The sequence below is a fragment of the Anabaena sphaerica FACHB-251 genome (assembly GCF_014696825.1).
Lineage (GTDB): Bacteria > Cyanobacteriota > Cyanobacteriia > Cyanobacteriales > Nostocaceae > RDYJ01.
This window is the reverse complement of the sequence record NZ_JACJQU010000001.1, coordinates 518,834-541,819: the sequence shown is the minus strand read 5'-3', so window position 1 is coordinate 541,819 and position 22,986 is coordinate 518,834. Positions and strand designations below refer to the sequence as shown.

The following is a 22,986-nucleotide window of genomic DNA, read 5'->3' as shown; positions in this document are numbered from 1 at the left end:
GAAGAAACAATCAAGTCAAAAGTCAAAAGTCAAAAACTCTGTTCCCTGTTCCCTTCTTTCCCAATCACCAATCACCAATCACCAGTCCCCAATCACCAGTTATCTGCCAACACCTATATATTGGAATCCAGCCCTGACCATGGCTTCAGGGTTTAAAAAGTTACGACCATCAATCATCACAGGGTGGTTCATCAACTTTGCCATTTTTGCATAGTCCAACGTGCTGAACTGTTGCCATTCAGTAACAAGTACCAAAGCATCACAGCCATCAGCAAGTCTTTCGGCATCCGTTTCTACCAATACTCCAGAAAGACCATGGCGCATACCAGTTTGGGAAATAATTGGGTCATAAGCTTTGACTTTAGCACCCAGTCGGTTGAGTTGCTCAATTAGGTTCAATGCTGGAGCATCGCGCAAATCATCCGTATCTGGTTTGAAGGTCAAGCCGAGTAGTCCAACAGTTTTACCTTTCAGGATTTTCAGAGCCTGTTGGAGTTTTTCCAAAGCAATTAAACGTTGGCGTTCATTGACACTCACTGCGGCTTTCATGAGTTGGGCTTCATAGCCATAATCATCGGCTGTGTGAATGAGTGCGGAGACATCTTTGGGGAAGCAAGAACCACCCCAACCAATACCGGCTTGTAAGAACTTGTTACCAATGCGGGAATCTAAACCGATACCTTTTGCTACCTGGGTAACATCTGCACCGACGCGATCGCAAATATTCGCCACTTCGTTAATAAAACTAATCTTGGTTGCCAAAAAGGCATTCGCGGCATATTTGATCATCTCTGCTGAACTCAAGTCTGTCACCAACACCGGTACAGGAGGTAAAGATGTATCAGCAGCAAATTTGCGTTCCACAATGGGGGTATAGAGTTCCTTCATCATCCCGATAGCTTGTTGACTATTCCCCCCCAAAACAATCCGATCAGGATTAAAGGTGTCGTACATAGCCGAACCTTCCCGCAGAAACTCTGGATTACTCACAACATCAAACTGAGCAGCAATCTCAGGTAATTTCTCCTCAACAGATGAACCACCTGCGGATATCAATGTTTTCTGGCGTTCAGCAATGCCATCTAACACAATCATCCGCACCCAATCACCAGAACCGATGGGTACAGTAGATTTATTAACAATTACTTTATAACCGCCATTGAGATTAGCTCCAATACCACGAGCTACAGCTTCTACATAACGGGTATCACTTTCACCATTAGGTAATGGAGGAGTTCCCACAGCAATAAACAAAATTTCTCCGTGAGCAACACCCGCAGCCAGATCCGAAGAAAATTGAATATTTCCACTATTAATGGCAGATTGCATAATTTCCGAGAGTCCAGGCTCGAAAATTGGCGACTGCCCTGATTTCATTAATTTTACTTTCTCTTCGTTGTTATCTATGCAAATGACATCATGGCCGATATGAGCCAAACAAGCACCTGTCACTAAACCTACATAACCAGTCCCGATTACACAAACACGCATTTTTTTTAAGCTCCTTGCTTTCTTGTCATCAGTCATTGCTCATCAGTCATTAGTCATTTGTTAACCAATGACTAATGACAACTGGCTACCGACTAATCATTAGTTTTGATACGTTTACGAAAATCTTCTACTGTCAGTTTTAACCCTTCTTGCAAAGGAATGGTAGGTTCCCAATTTAACCAAGTTTTGGCCTTGGTGATATCAGGACGACGACGACGGGGATCATCTGAAGGTAGGGGTTCAAACTTAATTTCTGCATCTGGATTTACCATGTTTTGTACAGTCTGCGCCAGTTCTAAAATGGTGTATTCATCAGGATTACCCAGATTCACAGGTCCGATGTAATCACCATTCATTAGCCTCATGAGACCTTCAACTAAGTCAGATACATAGCAAAAGCTACGAGTTTGTGTACCTTCACCGTAGACAGTTAAAGGAATACCCTGTAATGCTTGCACAACAAGGTTACTGACGACCCGACCATCGTTTTCTAACATCCGTGGACCATAGGTGTTAAATATTCTGGCTACCCGAATATCGACTTTATTTTCTCGATAGTAGTCAAATGCCAAAGTTTCCGCAATTCTTTTACCTTCGTCATAGCAAGAACGGATACCAATGGTATTGACGCTACCTCGATACTCTTCTGTTTGGGGATGGACTTCTGGATCTCCGTAGACTTCACTGGTAGAAGCCAACAAAAATCTAGCTTTTACCCGTTTAGCCAATCCCAACATATTCAGTGTTCCCATCACGTTAGTTTTAACTGTTTTTATGGGGTTGTACTGGTAATGTACAGGAGATGCGGGACAAGCCAAATGATAGATTTGATCCACTTCTAACCGAATTGGCTCGGTGATATCATGGCGGATCATCTCAAAATAAGGGTTATTTAACCATTTGAGTATATTACGCTTATGTCCTGTATAAAAGTTATCTAAGCATATGACTTCTTGTCCATCAGCCATTAGTCGGTCGATCAGATGGGAACCAATAAACCCAGCACCGCCAGTCACCAAAATTCTCATAGTTTCTTAGTTATTTTACAGGTATTTTCAGGAGTATTATCCTTATTTTTAGATTATCCAGCTTCGGTACAAAAATACATAATTAACGAAAATAATTCTCCGTAGATTAGGTGATTCTTCTACAGTTACTGTACAAAATTATTGTTTATCTTCTAATGAATGTGGAATTTTTAGTTATATTTCATCAAATCTTCAACAAAATATAAAGTTTGTTATAAACATTTTATTATGTCACTATGAATACATCCCTAAAAATGGTAATTAGTATTTCTGCACAACCGCTGTTTTAGTGGGGATACTATAGCCATGGACAGGGTGGTTAGGACATCCATTGATAATGAAACTCCGACTACAAAAGGGTTTTACTCCTGACTCCTGACTCCTGACTCCTGACTTCTGCTATTTTTGACAAAACGAGTTTGTGATTCTGTTGTGGCTCTCCAAGAATGATAATTGAGCAAGTGAGTTGCCTAGCTAATTCGGTTGTGACATCACCAATGGCTAATCCTCCAGGACTAGTACGATTGCGGATAAAAGGCAATACTACTAAATCATACAATCTTGCAGCTTGTAAAATCGCTTGAGCAGCATTTTCATGAGTGATAATTTGAATTTCCGGTGGATTTGGCACAGCCAATTTAGATACTAATTGGGAGAGATGCGATCGCCTAGCAGCAATTTGACTAGAACTGGTACGGCGATCACAAATATTTAACACAGTAATTTGGCTTTGATTGGCATCTGCCAAGGTCTGAGCAAATTCTACAGGCGTTAGTGTTGGCGTGATTAAGTTTTCTATCGGCACGAGGATGCGCTGAATTCTTTTTGGTGATTCTACCAGACGTGCCACAGCTACTGGACAATGGGCAGCCCAAAACACGTTATCAATCACATTACCTAATAAACGCGCTCTCAAACCAGTACGTTTACCCCAACCCATGAGAATCAAATTCGCCTTTTGTTCACGAGCCGCCCTACAGATTCCTGGAGCAAAAGCATCATCAATTCTCAGTAATGGTTCTGCTTTAGCGCCCAATATCCGACTTTGTTCTGTGGCTTTTGCCAATAACTTTTCACTGCGCTGCCAAGCAACATCTAACTGGGGCGCATCCATTTGAGCCGTAGCATGAGCGATCGCTAATGGTAAAACTTTTCCCTGGGATTGACAGGCTAATAATGCCGCCATTTCAATCAAATATTTTTGAGTTTGGGGATTTTGGACAGGTACGACTATGGTAAAATTACTGTGTGCTGATTCTATCGGCTGCTCAGACAAATTAATTATTGGTGCTGCTACCACTGATGAACAAGTCAAACCCACAGCACCTCCAGCCATTAAACTTGTCAGCCAGGGTCCCAAAGTCGCTGTAATCACCACTAAGATAATGACACTGTTTAATACCTCTACTGGCAGTAACCCAGATCGGTATCCCCCTAAGGCCACCGCTAATGTCGTACCTACCAAGGGAATAGATAGCGACCAAATAGTTAGTGTTTCTTGCCAGCTATAGCGGTAAACCAGCTTTGCCAACACAGATGCCATAAATTTGCTGGACATCAAGCTGACAAAAATTAATAATAATAACTTGATTGTGCTGTATCCATTAAAGAAGGCAGGTAAATCAATAGTTAAGCCCAGATCAATAAAGAAAATGGGAATAAATAGCGCACTACCAATCAATACTAATTTTTCTTTAATCGGTCCTTCGCCTATAGCTTCATTTACCGCCAAACCCGCCAAGAAAAAGCCTACAATTTTTTCTAAACCCATCAATTGAGCAATGACAAGGGACAAAAATACAGACATCAACACACATAAAAACTTATTACCCTCATCGTCCCCAGATTGGCGGAAAAATTCTTTGCTGGCCCAATCAAAACCGACTAAAACTATCAAGAAGTATATTATTACCCAGCCTACGATAGTCCCTAGTTGAGCAAAGCTGAATGCTCCACCATGAAAGCTGGCTATAGAAACAGTTAATATTAACAGTGTGCCAATATCTGTAAAAATAGTGGCTCCCATTGTCATAGTAACAGCCTTATTATTTACTACTCCCAAACGACTGATAATCGGATATGCCACCAGGGAGTGAGAGGCTAGTAAGCACCCCATTAAAATTGAACTATGCCAACCAAAGTCCAAAAATCGTCCTCCTAATGTTCCTAGTATCAGGGGTATACTGAAACTGAAAGCACCAAATACCAAGGAACGACTTTGCTGTTGACGGAAAAGTTGGATATTAAATTCTAATCCGGTTATAAACATTAGATAAACTAACCCAATGTTTGATAGGAAAGTAATTATAGGCGTTTCTGGCTCGAATAAGCGCCAACCAGATGGACCAAGTACCACTCCAGAGCAAACCAGACCCACTAATGCTGGAAGTCTTAGCCGTTCAAAAAGGATAGGTATAACAAGAATGACTAAAAGTAAAATAGCCAAGGGAACAATTGGTTCCTTTCCGAGAACTTGGGAGGTTGGGTCTAAAGTCAGAAATTTTAATACAAGTGGTATCATGTAAAGCAGTTATCAGTTACCAGTTTCATCGCTGTGTTGAATCATATATTGATTAATTGCTTCTATATAATTGCTTTACCTCTATTGTTATGTTCTGTGTCGAGTTAGTTCGCGTCATGACTGATTTTGCGTATTGGGGTAGGTATTGCAGGTAAATGCAGTACAAAATTTATTTACAGTTACTAGCCTCCATGCCCCAAGAGGGTTTTACTGCTGACTGCGGCTGTAACTGTTTACTGTTAACTAATAACTGATACCTATGGGTGTATTTGACTCAAAATAAAACGCAGACGATCATAATCATCTTTTAGCAGGACACTGAGATGCCGACCAGCTTTAATCAGCCATTCTCTGTCAGTTTTGCGTAACTGGTAAACTTCGCGAATAGCAGATGCAGCCAAAGATTCTACGGGCGCACCATTAATCAAAAGTAGTGTCCGTAAAAAATCTAGTTTTTCGGTGAACCTGATGATCGCTTCTGGTTGACAGCGATAAACTGCCTGATGAATTTGGGGCGGGCGTGGTGGGAGATACTGATACACTCCTTGGTTATAACTGAGATTTTGTGACTGCTGCTCAAATCCGACAATTGCAGCCCGAAATTCAGTTCTGAGCATAGCAAATATCTGGGGTTGTTCCTCGCGCAGGGTTTGCAAGGACAACCCCAAAGCCCTAGCCCGGTGTACAGAATCTATAGGCATAGTCGTGGCATGATACACCACAGCATAGATTTGATTACCAGACTCTTCATCTATAGCACAAACCCAACTGCCAAAAGGTGGCATAGCAGGAAAACTCAAGTCTTCTGGTTCTAGACACTGTGCCAAAAATTCGGTAGTTGTGGTTTCGATTACCTCCGCAATATGGTGAGGATGGCGATCGCCGATAGCAAATTGTGGTAAAGGTAGACGCATGGAAATCAGTTATCAGTTAACAATTATCAGTTATCATCTGTCTTTTATCAACTAGTGACAAATGACAACTGAATAATGACTAAAGAATTATTTTCCTTTTTTCTTGCCTGTGGTGTCTACGAGTTCTAATTCTGGTAAGCGGAAGGTAATTATTTTATCCCAGTTACCACCTTCAAACAGTACAGCTACCTTGCCATCACTTACCCGTTGCACAAGTCCTTCATACCGATAATATGTGTCTGCGGGATTTTTGATGCGAACAGTTGCTCCAGGCAGAATCATGTTTTTACCCTCTATTTATTCTCTATTATTAGCTTAATATTAGTTGATTGTTAGTTGTCAGAGGTAATAGGCAACAGGCAAGAGGCAGAAGAAAGATAACTACTGCCTCCTTTATGCCGGGAAACCCTTCCACCGCAGTGGCTCACCTGTCAAGAGTCACCTAATTTAATAATACTTTTGACGTTGGCGGAAATTAGCCACAGATTCTACTATTCCCAGAGCAATAAAGTTAGTCAGCATAGCAGAACGACCATAACTCATCCAAGGTAGGGGAATTCCAGCCACAGGTGCTAAACCAACGGTCATACCCACATTAACAATTAGTTGAAAAATAATCATGGATAAAACACCAATAGCCAACAGCGAACCAAAATTATCTTTGGCGGTTTTAGCTACGTGAAGGATACGGAAGCAAATTAAACAATAAACCAACAGCACTATTAAACAACCAATAAACCCAAATTCTTCACCAACGGCAGAGAAAATAAAATCTGTATGCTGCTCAGGCACAAAATTTAATTGAGTCATTGGACCTTTGAACAACCCCCATCCCCAAATTTCCCCTGCACCAATAGCAATGCGAGATTGTATTAAGTGATAACCAGCACCAAGGGGATCATGTTCAGGGTTGATAAATACACTTAGTCTGTTTTTTTGATATTCTTTTAATACATGATTCCAAGCGAAAACGCCTAATTCACCACCCAACATATTGAGACTAAAAGAGGCGATCGCACTAATTTTGAATTTGCGCCACGGTAAAGTTTGCCACCCTAGAATACCCATAGCACCAGCCCAGAATACACCCAACGGACTAAAGGTTAGTTCTTTGAATAACACAATAGGTTCTGACAAAGGCCAGGATATACTGAAGAGAATAGCGGAAACCACAGGGGAAATCATCAGGATCAACCAACCAGGGTTAGCATTTGCCCAATACAGCATCCCCAAAACAATAGACGCAAACACCAGCGAAGTAGCCAAATCTGGCTGTAAAAATATTAATCCCCAAGGAACAGCTGTAATTGCCAAGACACGGAAAACACTATCTAAAGAGGAAGCAGTACGCCTGTGTAACAAAGCTGCTAGGGTGATAATTACGCCTATTTTTGCAAATTCCGAAGGTTGGACATTGAAGCCCGCAATACTGATCCATCGCTGTGCGCCTTTGGCACTTGTACCAGCAATCATGACCACTATGAGGCTGAAGTTAGTCAGAGCGTAAGTTATCCAGTGCCACTGAATCAGGTTTTCATAGCGGCAACGAGCCAAAAATAGGGCTATGATTGAGCCAATGCCCGCAACAAGCCAGTGCCACCACCAATCAGTCACTGGCTGATTGAGTTCTGTACTAAGGATCATAAGTCCGCCAAACATACTGGCAGCAACAGGTAGACAAAATAATAGCCAATCTATTTGCTGCCAGGGCTTAACCCAATATTGCCAGCGGATTTTCGGGAGCGAACGTTTTAACAACATTGTGCGAATAACGACTTGAGCTTTTAATTGGGAGCAGGGGAGCAGGGGAGTAGGGGAGCAGGGGAGAAATATTATCTGTTTTCTGCCTTTTGCCTCTTCCCTCTTGCTTTCTGCCTTATGTCAGAGCAGCAACTGATACTTTCCCGGCGATAGCCAGAGCGATCGCTTTTAGGGCTTTGGCAGAAGCTGAATCTGGGTCAGCAACCACTATGGGTATACCACTGTCACCACCAATCCTAGTAGAAATTTCTAGAGGTACACATCCCAATAGTGGTACTTCTAATTCTGCTGCTGTTTTTGAACCACCTCCGGAACCAAAAATGTCATATTGTTTATGCGGTTGATCTGGGGGAATAAAATAACTCATATTTTCCACAATTCCCAGTACCGGGACATTCATCTGCTGGAACATCCGCAAACCCTTGCGGGAATCTAACAGTGCTACATTCTGCGGTGTGGTGACAATTACTGCTCCTGCCATTGGTACAGCTTGGGTTAAAGTTAACTGAGCATCTCCGGTTCCTGGTGGCATATCCACAATCAAATAATCAAGTTCTCCCCATTGCACCTGATATAGAAACTGACGAATTACTCCATTCAGCATTGGTCCACGCCAAATTACTGGCTGATCACAGTCAATCAAAAAGCCCATTGAGACTAACTTGACCCCATGATTAAACGCAGGTTCCAGAATGTCCCCCGTTTCTGTAGAGCGAACAGTAATTTCAGCATCAGCCAAACCTAACATGGTGGGGTCATTAGGTCCGTAAATATCCGCATCCAGCAGGCCGACTTTCGCCCCTGTTTGTGCCAAAGCAACGGCGACATTTACCGCCACTGTACTTTTACCAACACCACCTTTGCCGCTAGAAACAGCAATAATATTTTTCACCCCAGCAATACCAGTACGGTCAGGTAGGCTTTTTTGTTGGGGTGTTTCTGCTGTCACTTCTACACTGATATCTGTCACACCAGGCAGTTGTTGAATAGCTTTTTTACAATCTTCGACAATAAATTCTCGCAAGGGACAGGCGGGAGTGGTCAACACCAAAGTAAAGCTAACCTTGCCACTGTCAATTTTTACATTGCGAATCATATTCAGTTCTACCAGACTTTTGCGAAGCTCTGGATCTTCGACTGGTCGCAATACTTCTAGGACTGACTGGGAATTGAGGACATCATACATAGCGTGTATACCGTTGCCGCCTTAATAAAGCTTAAAAAATTTTCATTTTCACCTACTTGAATCTTAACTTTCTTGGGACATCCGATTTTGGATTTTGGATTTTGGATTTTGGATTTTGGATTTTGGAATAGCAACTGACAACTGATCACTGACCTAAAAATCAAAACAACTGTCATCTAGGGCTTTCTTCTTGCCTGAAACTGCTTGCAGTGCTGCTTTTTCTACGGATTCGACTAGGGAACGTGCTACTCGATCAACATAAGGACGGGAAAATGACCAAATTAGAGGTGATAACCAACCGCGTAGTGTTACAGAATAAGATAAATAACTGCCACAAACCGTTGACTCTACTTGGTATGTGATTCGTTCCTCAATACCAGGAATTGCCAACACACGGATACTAAGCATCTGTTTGGGATTTACGCGTTCTACAAATATCTGGATCGGAATCGGCCAAAAGCGTGTCATTGCTTGGAAAATTAATCCGGGTTTGGGTACCAATCCTAATGGTACGTTGGTACTTTTGAGTAGTGGATGCCAGGAAACATCTGTCAAATCAACTACTTTATGCCACAGTTCATCTACAGAAGCAAAACTGATCTCTCGATAAGTCCGCACCAGAGAAGCGCAAAACCGACGACGTTTGCGGTGGATGAATTTGGATAACCAATTCTGCACTGTCCTAATCCTCCTGGCTACAATCTGTCTGGTTACTCTGGTATCTGGGAAAATTGGAGTCAAGCTATCTACTCACAACAGATACCATACAGAAAATCGGCTGCTTTGTGGACTAATTCTCTAAGGTCTGGTGTTGATAGAGGAATTGTCTCCACAATAATTGCAAAGAAACTTAATGAATATAGAAGCCTATACGCATTTGAGGGAAAATAGCTCTAGTCAAGATCCTCAATTGGTTTTGACGACTAACAAAAAGCAGTTTTGGCAAATTGAGCTAAGTTTTTGGCTCCAAGTGCCAACAAATTTTTAAAATGAAAATTTGTAGCTTTCACAGAAATTGTAATTTTAGGTTCGGGAATCTATGTTGACCAACTCGCAAACCCCCACTCTGGCAGAATCATCCAAATTTCTTCCAGCACCTGACGCTCAAGTTAGAGTCAGTCAGTTTATGAAACAGTTACAAGACGAAATTACTCAGGCTTTAGAAGCATTGGATGGTGTTGGTAAGTTTATGGAAGATAGCTGGGAGCGTCCAGAAGGGGGTGGTGGGCGATCGCGTGTACTGCGTGATGGCGCAATTTTTGAACAAGCGGGTGTAAATTTTTCTGAAGTTTGGGGTTCCCATCTCCCTCCGTCAATTTTAGCCCAACGTCCAGAAGCGACAGGACACGGTTTTTATGCAACAGGTACTTCGTTGGTGTTACATCCTCGTAATCCTTATGTACCCACAGTCCATTTAAATTACCGCTATTTTGAAGCAGGTCCAGTTTGGTGGTTTGGTGGTGGTGCGGATTTGACACCTTATTACCCCTTTGCTGAAGATGCGGCTCATTTCCATCAAACTCTGAAACAGGCTTGCGATCAACATCACCCAGAGTATTACCCAGTGTTTAAACGCTGGTGTGATGAGTATTTCTACCTTAAGCATCGTGATGAAACACGGGGTGTTGGGGGACTGTTTTTGGATTACCAAGATGGTCAAGGTTCTATCTATAGAGGTCCTAACCCCAATGGGGAAGCGGCTATTTACAGTAACCAAGTGGGAGCTTTACCTCCACGCACTTGGGAAGAGTTATTCGCTTTGGTACAAGAGTGTGGAAAAGCTTTTGTGCCAGCTTATGAGCCAATTGTCAAACGCCGACATGGAATAGAATATGGCGATCGCCAACGGAATTTTCAGCTATACCGTCGGGGAAGATATGTAGAATTTAACTTGGTTTATGACCGAGGAACAATTTTTGGTCTGCAAACCAATGGACGCACAGAATCCATTCTCATGTCCCTACCACCTCTGGTTCGTTGGGAATATGGCTACCAACCAGAACCCAATTCTCCCGAAGCGGAACTGTATGAAACTTTCCTGAAGCCACAAGATTGGATAAACTGGACAATAAATCAACAGTAATCGGTGTTTTAGGCTGGGTAAAATTCCACACATTTAGCTAGAGGAAGTAGACAGGACTTGAGCTTTTGGATGAGCAATCAAGGGTTTGGACAGGGTTGAGGAGATAGGATGAAGGGAAATATTTCTGAGTTTTTAGGTCTTATCAAAGGATAATTGGGCAAATAGTCACTTTTTTTTCTGAGAAAAGATGCACTTTTTTCTCTCTAGAGAACTCGTAAGTTCCATTCACCAAGGAACCGACAATTCCCCAAACCCAGCCTCCATAGATAAATTTATAATCTACTCAATCTGGATACTCAGCATTGTTTCAGTGAGTTAAACTACTAAATACAGGCATTGAGTTAAAGTGTCCCATTTGTAGCTGTAGCTTGCTCATCTCCAGCGTCAGATCGATAAATTTTGGTAATTCTTGATACTATGAGTGGTGAATTTTTTAGCTCTATAAAGTTCGTATAAAAAGTAGCTTATTTCAGGACAATATCACGGAGAATACAGTGAATATAGACCAAAAAACATATTCAACCCAAGACGGGAATACTGTGATTGTCTTGAAACCAACAGGTCGTCTAGACATCACCACTGCTTGGCAATTTCGTCTGAAGTTACAAGAGTGTATTTCTAAACTGAGTCGTCATGTACTTGTGAACCTGGGAGAGGTAAATTTTATTGATAGTTCGGGTCTTACCTCTTTGGTCGCTGGAATGCGTGATGCTGATAAAGCTAAGGGCAGTTTCCGCATCTGCAATGTTCATCCAGATGCCAAACTTGTCTTTGAGGTAACAATGATGGATACAGTATTTGAAATCTTTGAAACTGAAGACGAAGCTTTAGCAACATTATTCCCCGACTTAGTCAATTACGACAAGAATAGTTCTAATCCAAGACATCAAAATACTCAAGACACTAGCACATTTCCTGAATTAAGTTCCCAATCTGATCGCTTTGTGCCATAATTAGCAGATGAATAAACTCAAGAGAATTACCAGAAAATCCTGAAAATTTTCCCAGAATATTCCCTGTAAAAACGGCTTACTGAAATTCAAAAAGCGTGGGAAACAAAGTATAATTTTTAATCTGGTAACAACTATGGCTAACGCCACGCTACGCTATCAAATAACTTGGATCAGTGAACCAAAAATCCCCTTCGTTGTCTTTGCAGGCAGGTTAACAAAAGGAGTGAGAAAAATATAAATAAGCTGCTGCTCCCATAATTAATTTGCAATTTCTGATTTTTGAGTAAACTCGCTCCCCACCTTGTTATCTCCCATCTCCCCATCAGCCCAAAAGTGCAATTTGTAAGCTTAACAGCTTATTTCTGTAGGACAGGCATTTTGCCTGTCAATTGAAGAAATGAAACAATTAATTAGTTAGCCATTTCCTGCATAGCTTGGCAAAGTAGCCTTTAAACGAGAAAATAAAAATACGTCGCCCTTAACATTTTCTTTGTGAATAACGTCCGTACTGTCTCTGATACAAAGCGAACTTTCTATAATCTTCATACCCGTCCAATCAACACTATTTACCGTCGGGTGGTGGAAGAGTTGATGGTGGAAATGCATCTGCTGTCAGTAAATGCTGATTTTAGCTACAATCCAATTTATGCCTTGGGGGTTGTCACAACTTTTGACCGCTTCATGCAAGGCTATCAACCGGAACAGGATCAAACATCGATTTTTAACGCCATAATTCAGGCTGTAGAGCAAGATCCACAACGCTATCGACAAGATGCGGCCAGATTGCAAGCTGTAGCTCAGATTTTGCCAGCTAAGGATTTAATTGCTTGGTTTAGCCAAACTACTCAATTAGATCAAGATGCTGATTTGCAAGCACAACTGCAAGCGATCGCTCACAATCCTAATTTTAAATACAGCCGCTTGTTTGCCATTGGTTTATTCTCCTTATTGGAACTGGCAGATTCGGAACTGGTCAAAGATGATCAGCAACGTAATGAGGCGCTAAAAGCGATCGCTCAAGGTTTACACCTATCTGAAGACAAACTTACTAAGGATTTAGAGCTATATCGCTCTAACCTAGATAAGATGGCACAGGCACTGATAGTGATGGCAGATATGCTGGCAGCGGATCGGAAAAAGCGCGATCAGCGTCAAAAACAAGCCAGCACCCCAGTCGCTCCCCCCAGTACCAATGATTAAATAATTCGTAATGAGTAATTCGTAATTCGTAATTAAAGGTTGCAAATCCAAAAATTACGAATTACGAATCATCAATTACAAACTAATGTCATTTATTTCCAGTTGCTGCAATTATTACCTTTAGACACCCAACAATTTGTAGATTATATTGTTAATAAGGGTGAGTGCAAAAGCTCCTAAAATAGCACTCCAAATACCGTAACGTAAGCGAAAACCCTCTACTAACCAGGCAGCAATACTAAAACAAACAACGGCAATCATGAACGTGAAGATACCAGATAATAAGTCAAAGGTGACTAAATTTGGTATCGTAAAGACTATGCCTAAAATCGGTCTAACTAATGCCGTGATGATACCAAGAACTGCTGCGGAAAAAACAGTTTTCCCTGGAGTATCAATTTCAACCCCCAAAGGTAACTTACTAATAATCCACAAGCTGATAGACGTGACTATCCAAACAATTAACAGTGTCACAATATTCATTGCCGCAACCCTTGAAACGTAAATGGCGATAGGCGATAAAGTTAAGAAGTCAGGAGTCAGGATGTTTGATAAATCCGTAGATTCTCAAATAGTGAGTTTAGGCGTAAGCTTTAAAAAGCTGACTGCTGATAGCGCAGCGTGCCGTTAGGCATAGGCTGATAACTGAAAGCTTACGCAATAAATGACTTGGCCTATTGATAGGAAAATCTTTGTAGCTTAACCAATTATTTATAAATTAGCAGAGGTTTTTTCTCTAGAGGGTATTTATTTTGGATATCTTTAGGTTTATCTAAATTTTCTTGATATTGCTAAAAATAAAATTCCCCCTAACCCATATTATTCAAAAGGGTTTGGGGGAATTTAGACCTAGAAAATTTGAGAAAAATTGTGTCACCTTTTCGGTGCAGAATTGCCGTTTTGCGGTACTACAGGCACTTGGGGGGCGCTGTCGTTGGGAACTATTGGCGACATACCAGGATTGATACCTTGCCCCGGTGTAGGAAATGGATTTGGGGCTGAGGGCAGAGAAGGGTTAAAATTATTTTGTGGATCACTTCCCGGAATTGGTACAGTGTTAGGTATTGGCACAACCGGGGTAGTAGAAAAGTTTGGTAAATTTGTCAGTGGTTGAGAAGGTCCAGGAATAATTCCCAAAGACACACGATTACCTCCCACTTGTCGGAGCAAATCTAATGTTTGAATGACATCATTATAAGTTGCTGTGCGGGACGCATTCAGCACCAAAATACCATCAGGATTGGCTTGGATATACTGCTTTAAACGTGCTTCCAACTCCTCCCCTCTAACAGGATCTTTTTCAATGTAAATTTGACCAACAGCATCGATAGTTACAGGCAATATATTACTTTTGCTCTGTAAACTGGCAGCAGAAGTTGTCCCTGTGCTGGCTTTGGGTAAATCAACATTAATTGCCTGTTGTCTGGTAAATTGCAACGCTGCTAACAGAAAAAAAGTCAGGATACAAAAAACGACATCAATTAAGGGGATGATTTGAATTTGAACTTCTTCAATGGGAGTATGTAGGTTAACTTTCATTTTCTAGCTCTGGTGGTGAGTTAGGTAGGGGATTTTTTGGGGCTGTTTTCTCTGGAGCAGGTTCTGGGGTGTGAGTCAAATTGTTTTTGCGTTGCTTACGGGGTGAAGTAAAACTTTCCCGTGCAGGTTCCCGTACAATTCCTGATGTACTTTTATTAGGGTCTGGTGGAGACTGACGGTAAAGCAACTCTAAATCATTGCCAGCTTTATTAAAAACTTTGACTTGGTTGACAACAAAACCTTGAAACAGGCGATAAAATACCAAAGTGACGATCGCAACTATTAACCCAGCGGCGGTACTAATTAAAGACTCGCCAATCCCAGTGGTTACGCCAGCTGTAGATTCAGTTCCCAAATCACCAATTCTAATTGAGCGCAAAGACTGTATCAAACCTAAAACCGTACCCAATAATCCTAACAGCGGGGACAGGGCAATAACAGATTCTAAGAGTTTTTCTCCTCTCCGCATCCCTGCTACTTCTTCTGCTGCTGTGGACTCTAAGGCTAGTCGGAAGGTTTCGGCATCACTTTTTTGTAAGCGTAGGGGTGCATAGAGAAAACGCCCAATCGGTTGATCAATGGCTTTTTGGGCGATTTCCGTAGCTATTTCCCAATTCTCAGTAGCAGCATCAAGGACGCGCTCAACTATTTCCTTTTCCTGCGTCAAAATCCGTAACCAGAACCAGAGACGCTCAAAAATTACACTCAAAGATAGGACTGACAGCACCAGCAAAGGCCACATGGCTGGACCGCCCTTATTAAACAGATCTAAAATATCCACTTTGTAGGTTTCCTCTTTCCATCACTAGAGCAACTATGCTAGGGCATTTTAATTTTAAAGATTAATGCACCATTACCACACTCACCTACTCTATCGCTAGGTAAGCAGTTAACAAAGCATGACGATTACCATCTTCTATACACAATAGGGCGGTTATTCCCACCGGGAGTTTAGAGGATTATTTGCCAAAATAAAAGTTAATTGCAGGTACTAGAGGTTAAAAATATGAGTTTCTCAATTCAATCGCTTTACACTTGGTATCGCAATGTACTGCGTAATCCCAAATATCGTTGGTGGGTAATTATCGGCACAATAGCTTATCTTGTTAGCCCTATTGATATTGCTCCCGATTTTATCCCTGTTGTTGGTCAGATTGATGATCTTTTGCTTTTGACATTACTAGTTTCAGAAGTTTCTGGATTAGTAATTGACGGTTGGAAAACTCGTAAAGGTCATGTGGAAAGTGGCAGCAATGATTCTGCATCTACAGATAAAAATAATACTGTTGATGTTGATGCTGTTTCTGTCAAGTAGTTTTAGCTACAAAGTACAATTTCATCCACTTCCAGCTTTTACTGTCTGTTGATAATTGATTGTGTTGCTAAAGAGGGGAATATTTGTTTTTGCTCTACATTTGATAATCGAAAAATTCCCCCCTCTATATTCCTGTCCTGATTTGGCAAATATTCTGACTTCTTTAGGGGTTTAGCATTGCGCTTTACCCCTACTGACTCCTGAATTTTACTTAATATTTCTTAATGCCAGATGTCGTTTTCGGCTAACCCTTTGGGCATACTAGGGATTGTAAAGGTTAATTTTGCCATTAGTATTGCATTCTGCGAGGGGATTTAGACATGAAACGGTATATGCCTATCATATTTATTGGCTTTGTGCTGTTTGTGGCAGGAGGAGATCAGGTATTTCCAGGTGCAGTCGGGAAAGCTAGTACTCAGACACGAACAACGGTGAATAATTTTTTCATTGGTCTGTTTCCCACTTGGAAACCTAAGACAAATCCTTATGAGCGGACAGAACGGAAACTGCGGGAAGTGGAAGAAAAAAAGTAGGTAGTTGGTTGTAAACCAAGGTTGATTATAAAGCGATTATGCAAAAAAAATTTTTGTAGCCGATACCTACGGTGAGCTACGCTATCGCTTTTTTTCGTGCAAAGTCGCAAAGGAAGAGCGATCGCAGATCAGACACAGAAAACACAGAGGAGCGCGATTATTCATCTTTATTAAGCGGGTACGTCTGACTGCCTCTACGGTAAAATATCCCTAGTTCAAGGAATTGGCTATGAAAATAAAAGCACTTATCTGGGAAGAAGATGGTGTATGGTGTGGTTCTGTACCAGCTTTACCAGGATGTCATACATGGGGTGAAAGCTACGAACATTTATTAGAAATGTTGAAAGATGCTGTTCAAGGTTGGTTAGAAGTTGCTAGTCAGCAAGAAGAAATTGAACCACAAAAACAGTTGATTGAGCTATCTTTATGAAATCGGTTTCTGGTAAGTCTCTGTGTAAGATTGTTGAACGTTATGGATGGAATCTAAAAAGGATCACAGGTAGTCATCATATCTATGTTAAGGAAGGTATGAGTGTGATTCTTTCTATCCCTGTTCATGGTAATCGTGATTTACCGATGGGTACACTCAGAAGTATTTTGAAAGATGCTGGTTTGATTGAAGAAGATTTAGATTAATTTCGTGGATCGCATCCCCTCAACTTCCCAAAAAGCGATCAAGTTACAAATTTTTATAAACTTCGTCATCATTACGTTTACCAACCCGAAAAATCTCAACTAATTTATTATCATCATCAATGGTGTACAAAATTCTGTACTCACCCTGATTAATACGATAACCACCTTGATAACCTTTTAAAGCTGCATAGTCTTGAGGACGAGGATTACCCTGAAGGGAGAGTATTTTTGATACAACTTGTTTATATTGTTTTGGTTGCAAGTCTAATAAGTCTTTTTCTGCTGTTTTAGCAATCCTCAATGTATAACGTTCACTCATTGGGGCGTTTTGCTATTATTTCTTCTATGGTGGTAAATCCTTCGTTTTCTTCTATTGCACGTCGTAGTTTAGCAGAATCTATTGCATCTTCTATTGCTTCTAATAGTTTTAAATCTTCAATGCTAATTATCGCTACCGCAGGTTTACCATGACGCTGAATTAAAATTCTTTCTCCACGATATTCTGCACGGTTCATAATATCGGGAAAATTAGCACGCGCTTCACTTGCACTGATGACAGACATAGCGCCTCACAAAATTTATAGGGTTACATAAGATTATAGATTATTTGTCTATTTTTTACAAATTGTACAAAAATATAGTATGATGATGTGGTAAGATAAATAGATAATTCTCATGATTAAAGTCACAATTACTTTAGAAGAAGACATTCTCAGATTTATTGATCAGCAAGCAAAAGGTAATCGTAGTGCCTATATTAACGCACTATTAGCAGAACAAAGACGCAAAATTTTAGAGACAGAAATAATTGCAGCACTCCAAGAAGATGCGAAAGATTTAGAATATCAAAATGAGATTTCTGCTTGGGATAATGTCGCTGGAGATGGTATTAATGCCAGAGGGTAATTTAACTTATCAAAGGGGAGAAATTCGCTGGGTAAATCTTGATCCAGCTTTAGGAGCAGAAGCACAAAAAATCCGTGCTTGTTTAATAGTTCAAAATGATATTATGAATCAATATGGATTATTAACAATTGTGATGCCATTTCGACCAGGAAGTAAGCAAGCTCCCTATGTTGTCAATGTCAAAGCAACAGCAACTAATGGATTAGATAAAGATCGTTTTATTGATGTTGCTCAGATTCGTGCTGTAGATTATCGTCGTGTTTTGGGTTTGGTGGGGATTTTAGAAGCTGAATATTGGGAAGAAATTAGGAATGCTTTGGATGTGGTTTTGGGGTTTGGGGTTTAAATTTGCGATAGCGAAGCTCACCATACGTATCACAGGTTAGAAATTTCAAACATTACTTATTCTGATATGATATACTGATAATATATAAAAATAATCAAATCTAGGATTTTATGATTAACAATCCCCAATCGATTACAGCTAAATCATCAGCAACACCCCGCAATGATTTATTCCTAGAAATTGACCAAACTCCAGAAGAATACATACCCGAATTACTGCAAATTGTCCGTTTATTTCGTCAAAGTGTGACGATTAAACAGACATCTTTAAAGAACTGGGAAAATGCTATTAATGAGATTAATGAAAGTGATGTGATTAAAAAAGAACACAGAAAAGCTAATATTAAAAGATTGTTTGAATCATGGAATGAATCAGATGATCAACAAGAACAACAAGAAACTTTAGAAGTTATTGAATCTATGAATGGTATTTCAATTTAAAATAAAATGAGTAAGGTTATTTTTTTAGATTCTGCACCTGTGGGATTAATTACTAATCCTAAAGGAAATCCTCTAGCTGTGCAATGTCAAGAATGGTTTTATAGTCTTTTTGACAGAGGTTATGAAGTCATTTTACCAGAAATTATAGATTATGAAATTAGACGGGAATTATTAAGAGCAAATAAGTTATCAGGAATTAGAAAACTTAATCAACTGAAAGCAGAAATTATTTATCTTCCTATTACCACAGAAGTAATGTTAAAAGCAGCAGAATTATGGGCTAAAGCGAGAAATCAAGGTAAATCTACAGCAGATAATAAAGCTTTGGATGGTGATGTTATTTTAGATGCTCAATCTATTTTAGTTGCTAATTATGATCATGAGGTAATTATTGCCACGAGTAATAAAAAGCATCTTTCTCTTTTTACTGATGCTAGAGAATGGGGAGAAATTTAAAAGGTGAGAGCGATCGCATCCCCTTAACTTCCCAAATAGCGATACCTTCGGTCAGCTTCGCTATCGCACTCCCTCCAACTTCCCAAACAGCCATACTTTCGGTGTTTAAATCTGATATACTTTTAATAGATCAAGTTAATCATCATTTACTTGATAGTAATTAACTAGAATCTAAAAATATGAAACAATATAAAACTATACAACTACAATTAAAACCAGAAATAGAAGATCGTCTGATTACCCAAGCTACTAAACAAGGTTTATCAATTGAATCTTATCTTGAATCTTTGATTGAAGATAGTTTGAAAAATCAAGAGGAAAAATCTTTTTCTCAATTAACAAATGAGGAAGATTGGGAAACAGCACTAATGAATTTAATCAATAGTCCTGCTTTTGCTGTAGCACCACCACTTTCAGATGCAGCTATTAGTCGAGATAGTATTTATACCAGAGAAGATGAAATGTTATGAAATATCTGGTAGATACTAATATTTTACTGCGTTTGGTACAAAAAAATAGTCCCATGCACCTTGATGCTTAAAGGGCAATTTTAACGCTCAAAAAGCAAGGTGATTTTTTATGTATTATTCCACAAAATATAATTGAATTTTGGGCTGTTGCTACAAGACCTCTTGATAAAAATGGGTTAGGTTTATCTATCACTCAAGCTGAAGAAGAAAGCGAAAAACTTAAAAATATATTTATATTGGAGTTGGATACACCACAAATTTTTACTGAGTGGGAATCACTTGTTATTAAATATCAAGTGATGGGAAAACAGGTACATGATGCTCGTTTAGTAGCGGCTATGTTAGCTCATAATATTACACATTTATTAACATTTAATGTTGATGATTTTAAACGGTTTTCGGATATTGTAGTTGTTGATCCACGTAGTGTTGTTTAATTATATTGGAAGAGCGATTCCTACGGATCGCTTCGCTATCGTACTCCCTCAACTCCCCCAAAGTATCGTTATTTGGGTAAGTTACACTTGCTGATTCTGATCTGATATACTGATAATATGTAAAAATAATCAAATCTAGTATTTTATGATTAATAATCACCAAGTCATCACAGAAACATCCTCAACTACACCCTGGAATGATTTATTATTAGAAATTGCCCAAACTCCAGAAGAATATATACCAGAAATATTGGAAATTGTCCGTTTATTTCGTCAAAATTTAATCAATAAACCAACAACTTTGATAAACACAGAAAAACACAATTTAGACTGGCAAGAATTCATTAATAAAACCGCAGGAAGTTGTGCTGATGATCCAATTATTCTGGATAATTTAGGTATTGATGATACTTTAGATGATAGCTTAGAAGAAATGATTAATTGTTAGGAATACAAACTGATGAGATATTTATTAGATAGTAATGTTTGTATTCAATATCTTAATCAAAGATCAGAAAAGATTATTCAGCGTCTTCAAGATTTATCCGATATAGATATAGTAGTTTGTTCTATTGTCAAAGCGGAATTATTTTATGGTGCAATGAGAACAAATAATCCTGCGAAAACTCTGCAAAAGCAGCAGGAATTTTTAGATCGTTTTGGTTCTTTGAAGTTTGATGATGAATGCGCTGTAATTTATGGTGAAATTCGTAGTAAATTGGCTGCTAAAGGTACTCCTATAGGAAATAATGATTTACACATTGCTGCTATTGCGATCGCTAATAATTTAACTTTAATTACTCACAATACTAGAGAATTTAGTAGAATTGATAATTTAAAATTAGAAGATTGGGAGATTTAGTAAACAGCGATCACTCATTTTCACCCAATATCTTTTTTTAAACGAACCGCAGAGACGCAGAGAACGCAGAGGATCGCACCCCTTCAACTCCCCAACATCCTTTTTTAACGAACCACGAAGACACGAAGAACACGAAGGAAGAAGAGAAGAAAGAGCGATCGCTTATTTTTGCAAAAAGCAAATTAATCTTACAATCATAACTGTAAAGTAAAATAGTATATTCGTATAAATACTTGGATTTAATGAAATTTAATAATAGGATGCAGTATTATTTCTGTTGTATTTGGTTTATTGATCTGTAAATATTGGAAGTGTTGAAGAATATATTAATAAAAAAATTAGAATCTTCTAAAATCATGCTTGATATAAAACATACCTTGCTAAACATTTTATGTAAAACTGCTATTTTGAGTATTTTTTTATCTTTTGCAATACCAGCAATAGCAGCAACAGACACAATAAAAAACGCCAACTGGGAAAAAGTTCCAGGTACAGAACCTTCACAAGCAAATATTGATGCTAATCAATATGATGAACCTGCTTTTCTTAATACCAATGGAATTATAAAAAAAGGTGGAATAGTCATGTATGATATTGTTAATCCTGATGCTAGTTATGCTAGGTTACAAACAAATTGCCAAACTAAGAATTTTCGTACTATTCGAGTTGGTCAATTTATTTCAGATTCAAAAGTCGAATATCAAAATATAGTAGGTGAATGGGGAAAAGCATCAGAACTATATCATATTTTAATTGTAGACTTTGTATGCAGTTTATAGAAGAACATTAAACATTATATAACTAAATGTTTGATTATTGTCATGGGTAGAAAATTTTAGATTTGGATTTTTCATTAAACTATATTCTGAAGAATCTCATAACCGTGTGTATTATAATCATTATTAACAAAATCACAAATTGGGTAAATCAGATGATAAATTTCATCTTTATCGTTTTCTCTATAAAATCCTACTAATTTAAGATTACCCTGTTCATCTTCTATTTGGAAGCATACAGCTTTCACAAATTCATATTTATTCAAGATTCCTTCTGTACTTAACTCACCTTCTATATTTTTAGATCCTTCACCTTCAATAGTTGTAAATATTCTTTCATTAAATTTTCCAAAAGCTGAGTACCACAAAATACCGCTAATCATAGATTTATAAAGTTTTTCTTGATATATAGGTACGGAATTTAATTGCCAAATTTGTGGTAACATTGACATTAGAGATAAATTAACCAAAAGTATAGTTTTTCCTTTTGCAAATTGTTTTGTTTTGATTACATCTTCATTAAGTTTATTAATTATACTATCAATAATTCTTGTTTGATTTAGATGATTATATTGATAACCTTTATTTTCTTTTCTGAATGGACTAACAACTACTTCACTAATTGCTATTGGTTCTCCAGAATTTATTTGTTCAGTTAAAGAAACTTTAGCTTCTAAACCTTTATTAGTTGCTTTTACATAATTATTGTCACCATCATTAAATCCTAAAGTTTTCATTTCAATATAAAAAGTTTCTCCATGAGTAAAATTAACTTCAAAGTCAGGAGTTCCTTTATTATCTTCTGGTACTCTTATAACTGAGAAACTTCTATTTTTACCTATATTATTAAGAAATAAATATGTTATGATTTCATTGTAAATATCAAAAGCTTGTTTAAATTCAGAAGTATGTCCAACTGAACATTTTTTTAAGTGATCAAGTATTTCATTCCTGTGTTGAGCAATAAATTTATCATTCTCCGCAGCTTCATCAATTTCTTTGCATCTGTCTAGAGAGAAAGCATTTAAAATAGGATTTGTAGTAGTTAATTTAGAATTTTCTTCTTGTAATTCTTTAATTTTTGTATGCAACATAATTATCCTTCCTTGTAAATAAATTAATTTGACATTTTT

The 22,986-nt window shown here is 38.7% G+C and carries 30 protein-coding genes; 16 read left to right on the top strand and 14 right to left on the bottom strand.

The window, feature by feature from the left end; all coding sequences use genetic code 11:
- Positions 1-99: 99 nt before the first annotated feature.
- From H6G06_RS02390 to H6G06_RS02355, 8 genes are all read right to left on the bottom strand, one after another.
- Complete coding sequence (locus H6G06_RS02390; protein WP_190557230.1) at positions 100-1,491, bottom strand: UDP-glucose dehydrogenase family protein; 1,392 nt, start codon at positions 1,489-1,491, stop codon at positions 100-102.
- 92 nt (positions 1,492-1,583) lie between these two features.
- Complete coding sequence (locus H6G06_RS02385; protein WP_190556693.1) at positions 1,584-2,519, bottom strand: UDP-glucuronic acid decarboxylase family protein; 936 nt, start codon at positions 2,517-2,519, stop codon at positions 1,584-1,586.
- Between the two features lie 349 nt (positions 2,520-2,868).
- Positions 2,869-5,040 (bottom strand): cation:proton antiporter domain-containing protein, encoded by a 2,172-nt coding sequence (locus H6G06_RS02380; protein ID WP_190556691.1) that lies wholly within the window; start codon positions 5,038-5,040, stop codon positions 2,869-2,871.
- A gap of 257 nt (positions 5,041-5,297) precedes the next feature.
- On the bottom strand, positions 5,298-5,954 hold the full coding sequence (locus H6G06_RS02375) for an HAS-barrel domain-containing protein (RefSeq protein ID WP_190556689.1): 657 nt from the start codon (positions 5,952-5,954) through the stop codon (positions 5,298-5,300).
- An 87-nt stretch (positions 5,955-6,041) separates the two neighbouring features.
- Entirely contained in the window at positions 6,042-6,236 is a 195-nt protein-coding gene (locus H6G06_RS02370; protein ID WP_190556687.1) for an NAD(P)H dehydrogenase subunit NdhS, read from the bottom strand.
- Positions 6,237-6,401: 165 nt separating this feature from the next.
- Complete coding sequence (gene rodA, locus H6G06_RS02365) at positions 6,402-7,715, bottom strand: rod shape-determining protein RodA (protein WP_190556685.1); 1,314 nt, start codon at positions 7,713-7,715, stop codon at positions 6,402-6,404.
- Between the two features lie 115 nt (positions 7,716-7,830).
- Positions 7,831-8,901, bottom strand: a complete 1,071-nt coding sequence (locus tag H6G06_RS02360; protein WP_190556683.1) for an Mrp/NBP35 family ATP-binding protein — start codon at positions 8,899-8,901, stop codon at positions 7,831-7,833.
- Positions 8,902-9,054: 153 nt separating this feature from the next.
- Positions 9,055-9,579: an SRPBCC family protein gene (locus tag H6G06_RS02355; protein ID WP_190556681.1), complete on the bottom strand. Its 525-nt coding sequence runs from the start codon at positions 9,577-9,579 to the stop codon at positions 9,055-9,057.
- Between the two features lie 361 nt (positions 9,580-9,940).
- Here H6G06_RS02355 and hemF point away from each other — a divergent pair, with 361 nt between their 5' ends.
- The 3 genes from hemF to psb29 all read left to right on the top strand — a co-directional run bounded on the left by hemF (position 9,941) and on the right by psb29 (position 13,137).
- The gene (gene hemF, locus H6G06_RS02350) at positions 9,941-10,984 is read left to right on the top strand and encodes an oxygen-dependent coproporphyrinogen oxidase (protein ID WP_190556679.1); all 1,044 of its coding nucleotides are present in this window, start codon (positions 9,941-9,943) and stop codon (positions 10,982-10,984) included.
- Between the two features lie 494 nt (positions 10,985-11,478).
- Positions 11,479-11,937: an anti-sigma factor antagonist gene (locus H6G06_RS02345; protein ID WP_190556677.1), complete on the top strand. Its 459-nt coding sequence runs from the start codon at positions 11,479-11,481 to the stop codon at positions 11,935-11,937.
- Positions 11,938-12,429: 492 nt separating this feature from the next.
- Positions 12,430-13,137 carry a photosystem II biogenesis protein Psp29 gene (psb29, locus tag H6G06_RS02340; RefSeq protein WP_190556675.1) on the top strand — a complete coding sequence of 236 codons (708 nt, stop codon included), beginning with the start codon at positions 12,430-12,432 and terminating at the stop codon, positions 13,135-13,137.
- Between the two features lie 120 nt (positions 13,138-13,257).
- On the opposite strand, the gene H6G06_RS02335 is transcribed toward psb29, so the two are convergent.
- The 3 genes from H6G06_RS02335 to H6G06_RS02325 form a co-directional block, all read right to left on the bottom strand.
- Complete coding sequence (locus H6G06_RS02335; RefSeq protein ID WP_190556673.1) at positions 13,258-13,620, bottom strand: phage holin family protein; 363 nt, start codon at positions 13,618-13,620, stop codon at positions 13,258-13,260.
- Between the two features lie 390 nt (positions 13,621-14,010).
- Entirely contained in the window at positions 14,011-14,676 is a 666-nt protein-coding gene (locus H6G06_RS02330) for an ExbD/TolR family protein (RefSeq protein WP_190556671.1), read from the bottom strand.
- Positions 14,666-15,457 (bottom strand): MotA/TolQ/ExbB proton channel family protein, encoded by a 792-nt coding sequence (locus tag H6G06_RS02325; protein ID WP_190556669.1) that lies wholly within the window; start codon positions 15,455-15,457, stop codon positions 14,666-14,668. The genes H6G06_RS02330 and H6G06_RS02325 overlap by 11 nt, the downstream gene beginning before the upstream one ends.
- Before the next feature lie 225 nt (positions 15,458-15,682).
- Here H6G06_RS02325 and H6G06_RS02320 point away from each other — a divergent pair, with 225 nt between their 5' ends.
- The 4 genes from H6G06_RS02320 (at position 15,683) to H6G06_RS02305 (ending at position 17,160) form a co-directional block, all read left to right on the top strand.
- Positions 15,683-15,991 (top strand): YkvA family protein, encoded by a 309-nt coding sequence (locus H6G06_RS02320; RefSeq protein WP_190556667.1) that lies wholly within the window; start codon positions 15,683-15,685, stop codon positions 15,989-15,991.
- A 332-nt stretch (positions 15,992-16,323) separates the two neighbouring features.
- Positions 16,324-16,524, top strand: a complete 201-nt coding sequence (locus tag H6G06_RS02315; protein WP_422387037.1) for a hypothetical protein — start codon at positions 16,324-16,326, stop codon at positions 16,522-16,524.
- A 229-nt stretch (positions 16,525-16,753) separates the two neighbouring features.
- The gene (locus tag H6G06_RS02310) at positions 16,754-16,954 is read left to right on the top strand and encodes a type II toxin-antitoxin system HicB family antitoxin (RefSeq protein ID WP_190556662.1); all 201 of its coding nucleotides are present in this window, start codon (positions 16,754-16,756) and stop codon (positions 16,952-16,954) included.
- Positions 16,951-17,160 carry a type II toxin-antitoxin system HicA family toxin gene (locus tag H6G06_RS02305; RefSeq protein WP_190556660.1) on the top strand — a complete coding sequence of 70 codons (210 nt, stop codon included), beginning with the start codon at positions 16,951-16,953 and terminating at the stop codon, positions 17,158-17,160. The genes H6G06_RS02310 and H6G06_RS02305 overlap by 4 nt, the downstream gene beginning before the upstream one ends.
- Before the next feature lie 43 nt (positions 17,161-17,203).
- Here H6G06_RS02305 and H6G06_RS02300 read toward each other — a convergent pair whose 3' ends face one another.
- Both H6G06_RS02300 and H6G06_RS02295 read right to left on the bottom strand, forming a co-directional pair.
- Entirely contained in the window at positions 17,204-17,479 is a 276-nt protein-coding gene (locus H6G06_RS02300; protein ID WP_190556658.1) for a type II toxin-antitoxin system RelE family toxin, read from the bottom strand.
- Positions 17,472-17,723: a type II toxin-antitoxin system Phd/YefM family antitoxin gene (locus tag H6G06_RS02295; protein WP_190556656.1), complete on the bottom strand. Its 252-nt coding sequence runs from the start codon at positions 17,721-17,723 to the stop codon at positions 17,472-17,474. The genes H6G06_RS02300 and H6G06_RS02295 overlap by 8 nt, the downstream gene beginning before the upstream one ends.
- A gap of 112 nt (positions 17,724-17,835) precedes the next feature.
- On the opposite strand from H6G06_RS02295, the gene mazE reads away from it, so the two are divergent.
- The 9 genes from mazE to H6G06_RS02250 all read left to right on the top strand — a co-directional run bounded on the left by mazE (position 17,836) and on the right by H6G06_RS02250 (position 21,856).
- Entirely contained in the window at positions 17,836-18,066 is a 231-nt protein-coding gene (mazE, locus tag H6G06_RS02290; RefSeq protein ID WP_190556654.1) for a type II toxin-antitoxin system MazE family antitoxin, read from the top strand.
- Complete coding sequence (locus H6G06_RS02285) at positions 18,053-18,412, top strand: type II toxin-antitoxin system PemK/MazF family toxin (protein WP_190556652.1); 360 nt, start codon at positions 18,053-18,055, stop codon at positions 18,410-18,412. The genes mazE and H6G06_RS02285 overlap by 14 nt, the downstream gene beginning before the upstream one ends.
- 110 nt (positions 18,413-18,522) lie before the next feature.
- Entirely contained in the window at positions 18,523-18,852 is a 330-nt protein-coding gene (locus tag H6G06_RS02280) for a hypothetical protein (RefSeq protein ID WP_190556650.1), read from the top strand.
- Positions 18,853-18,858: 6 nt separating this feature from the next.
- Positions 18,859-19,308: a PIN domain-containing protein gene (locus H6G06_RS02275; RefSeq protein WP_190556648.1), complete on the top strand. Its 450-nt coding sequence runs from the start codon at positions 18,859-18,861 to the stop codon at positions 19,306-19,308.
- A 179-nt stretch (positions 19,309-19,487) separates the two neighbouring features.
- Positions 19,488-19,778 (top strand): hypothetical protein, encoded by a 291-nt coding sequence (locus tag H6G06_RS02270; protein ID WP_190556646.1) that lies wholly within the window; start codon positions 19,488-19,490, stop codon positions 19,776-19,778.
- Between the two features lie 236 nt (positions 19,779-20,014).
- A complete protein-coding gene (locus tag H6G06_RS27965) occupies positions 20,015-20,215 on the top strand; it encodes a type II toxin-antitoxin system VapC family toxin (RefSeq protein WP_338422900.1) in 201 nt (66 codons plus the stop codon).
- A 145-nt stretch (positions 20,216-20,360) separates the two neighbouring features.
- Positions 20,361-20,663, top strand: a complete 303-nt coding sequence (locus H6G06_RS02260; protein WP_190556644.1) for a hypothetical protein — start codon at positions 20,361-20,363, stop codon at positions 20,661-20,663.
- Positions 20,664-20,675: 12 nt separating this feature from the next.
- Positions 20,676-21,077 carry a type II toxin-antitoxin system tRNA(fMet)-specific endonuclease VapC gene (gene vapC / locus H6G06_RS02255; RefSeq protein WP_190556642.1) on the top strand — a complete coding sequence of 134 codons (402 nt, stop codon included), beginning with the start codon at positions 20,676-20,678 and terminating at the stop codon, positions 21,075-21,077.
- A 311-nt stretch (positions 21,078-21,388) separates the two neighbouring features.
- Positions 21,389-21,856: a hypothetical protein gene (locus tag H6G06_RS02250; protein WP_190556640.1), complete on the top strand. Its 468-nt coding sequence runs from the start codon at positions 21,389-21,391 to the stop codon at positions 21,854-21,856.
- A gap of 74 nt (positions 21,857-21,930) precedes the next feature.
- Here H6G06_RS02250 and H6G06_RS02245 read toward each other — a convergent pair whose 3' ends face one another.
- Positions 21,931-22,947, bottom strand: coding sequence for a hypothetical protein (locus H6G06_RS02245; RefSeq protein WP_190556638.1), 1,017 nt, complete (start codon positions 22,945-22,947; stop codon positions 21,931-21,933).
- Positions 22,948-22,986 lie beyond the last annotated feature (39 nt).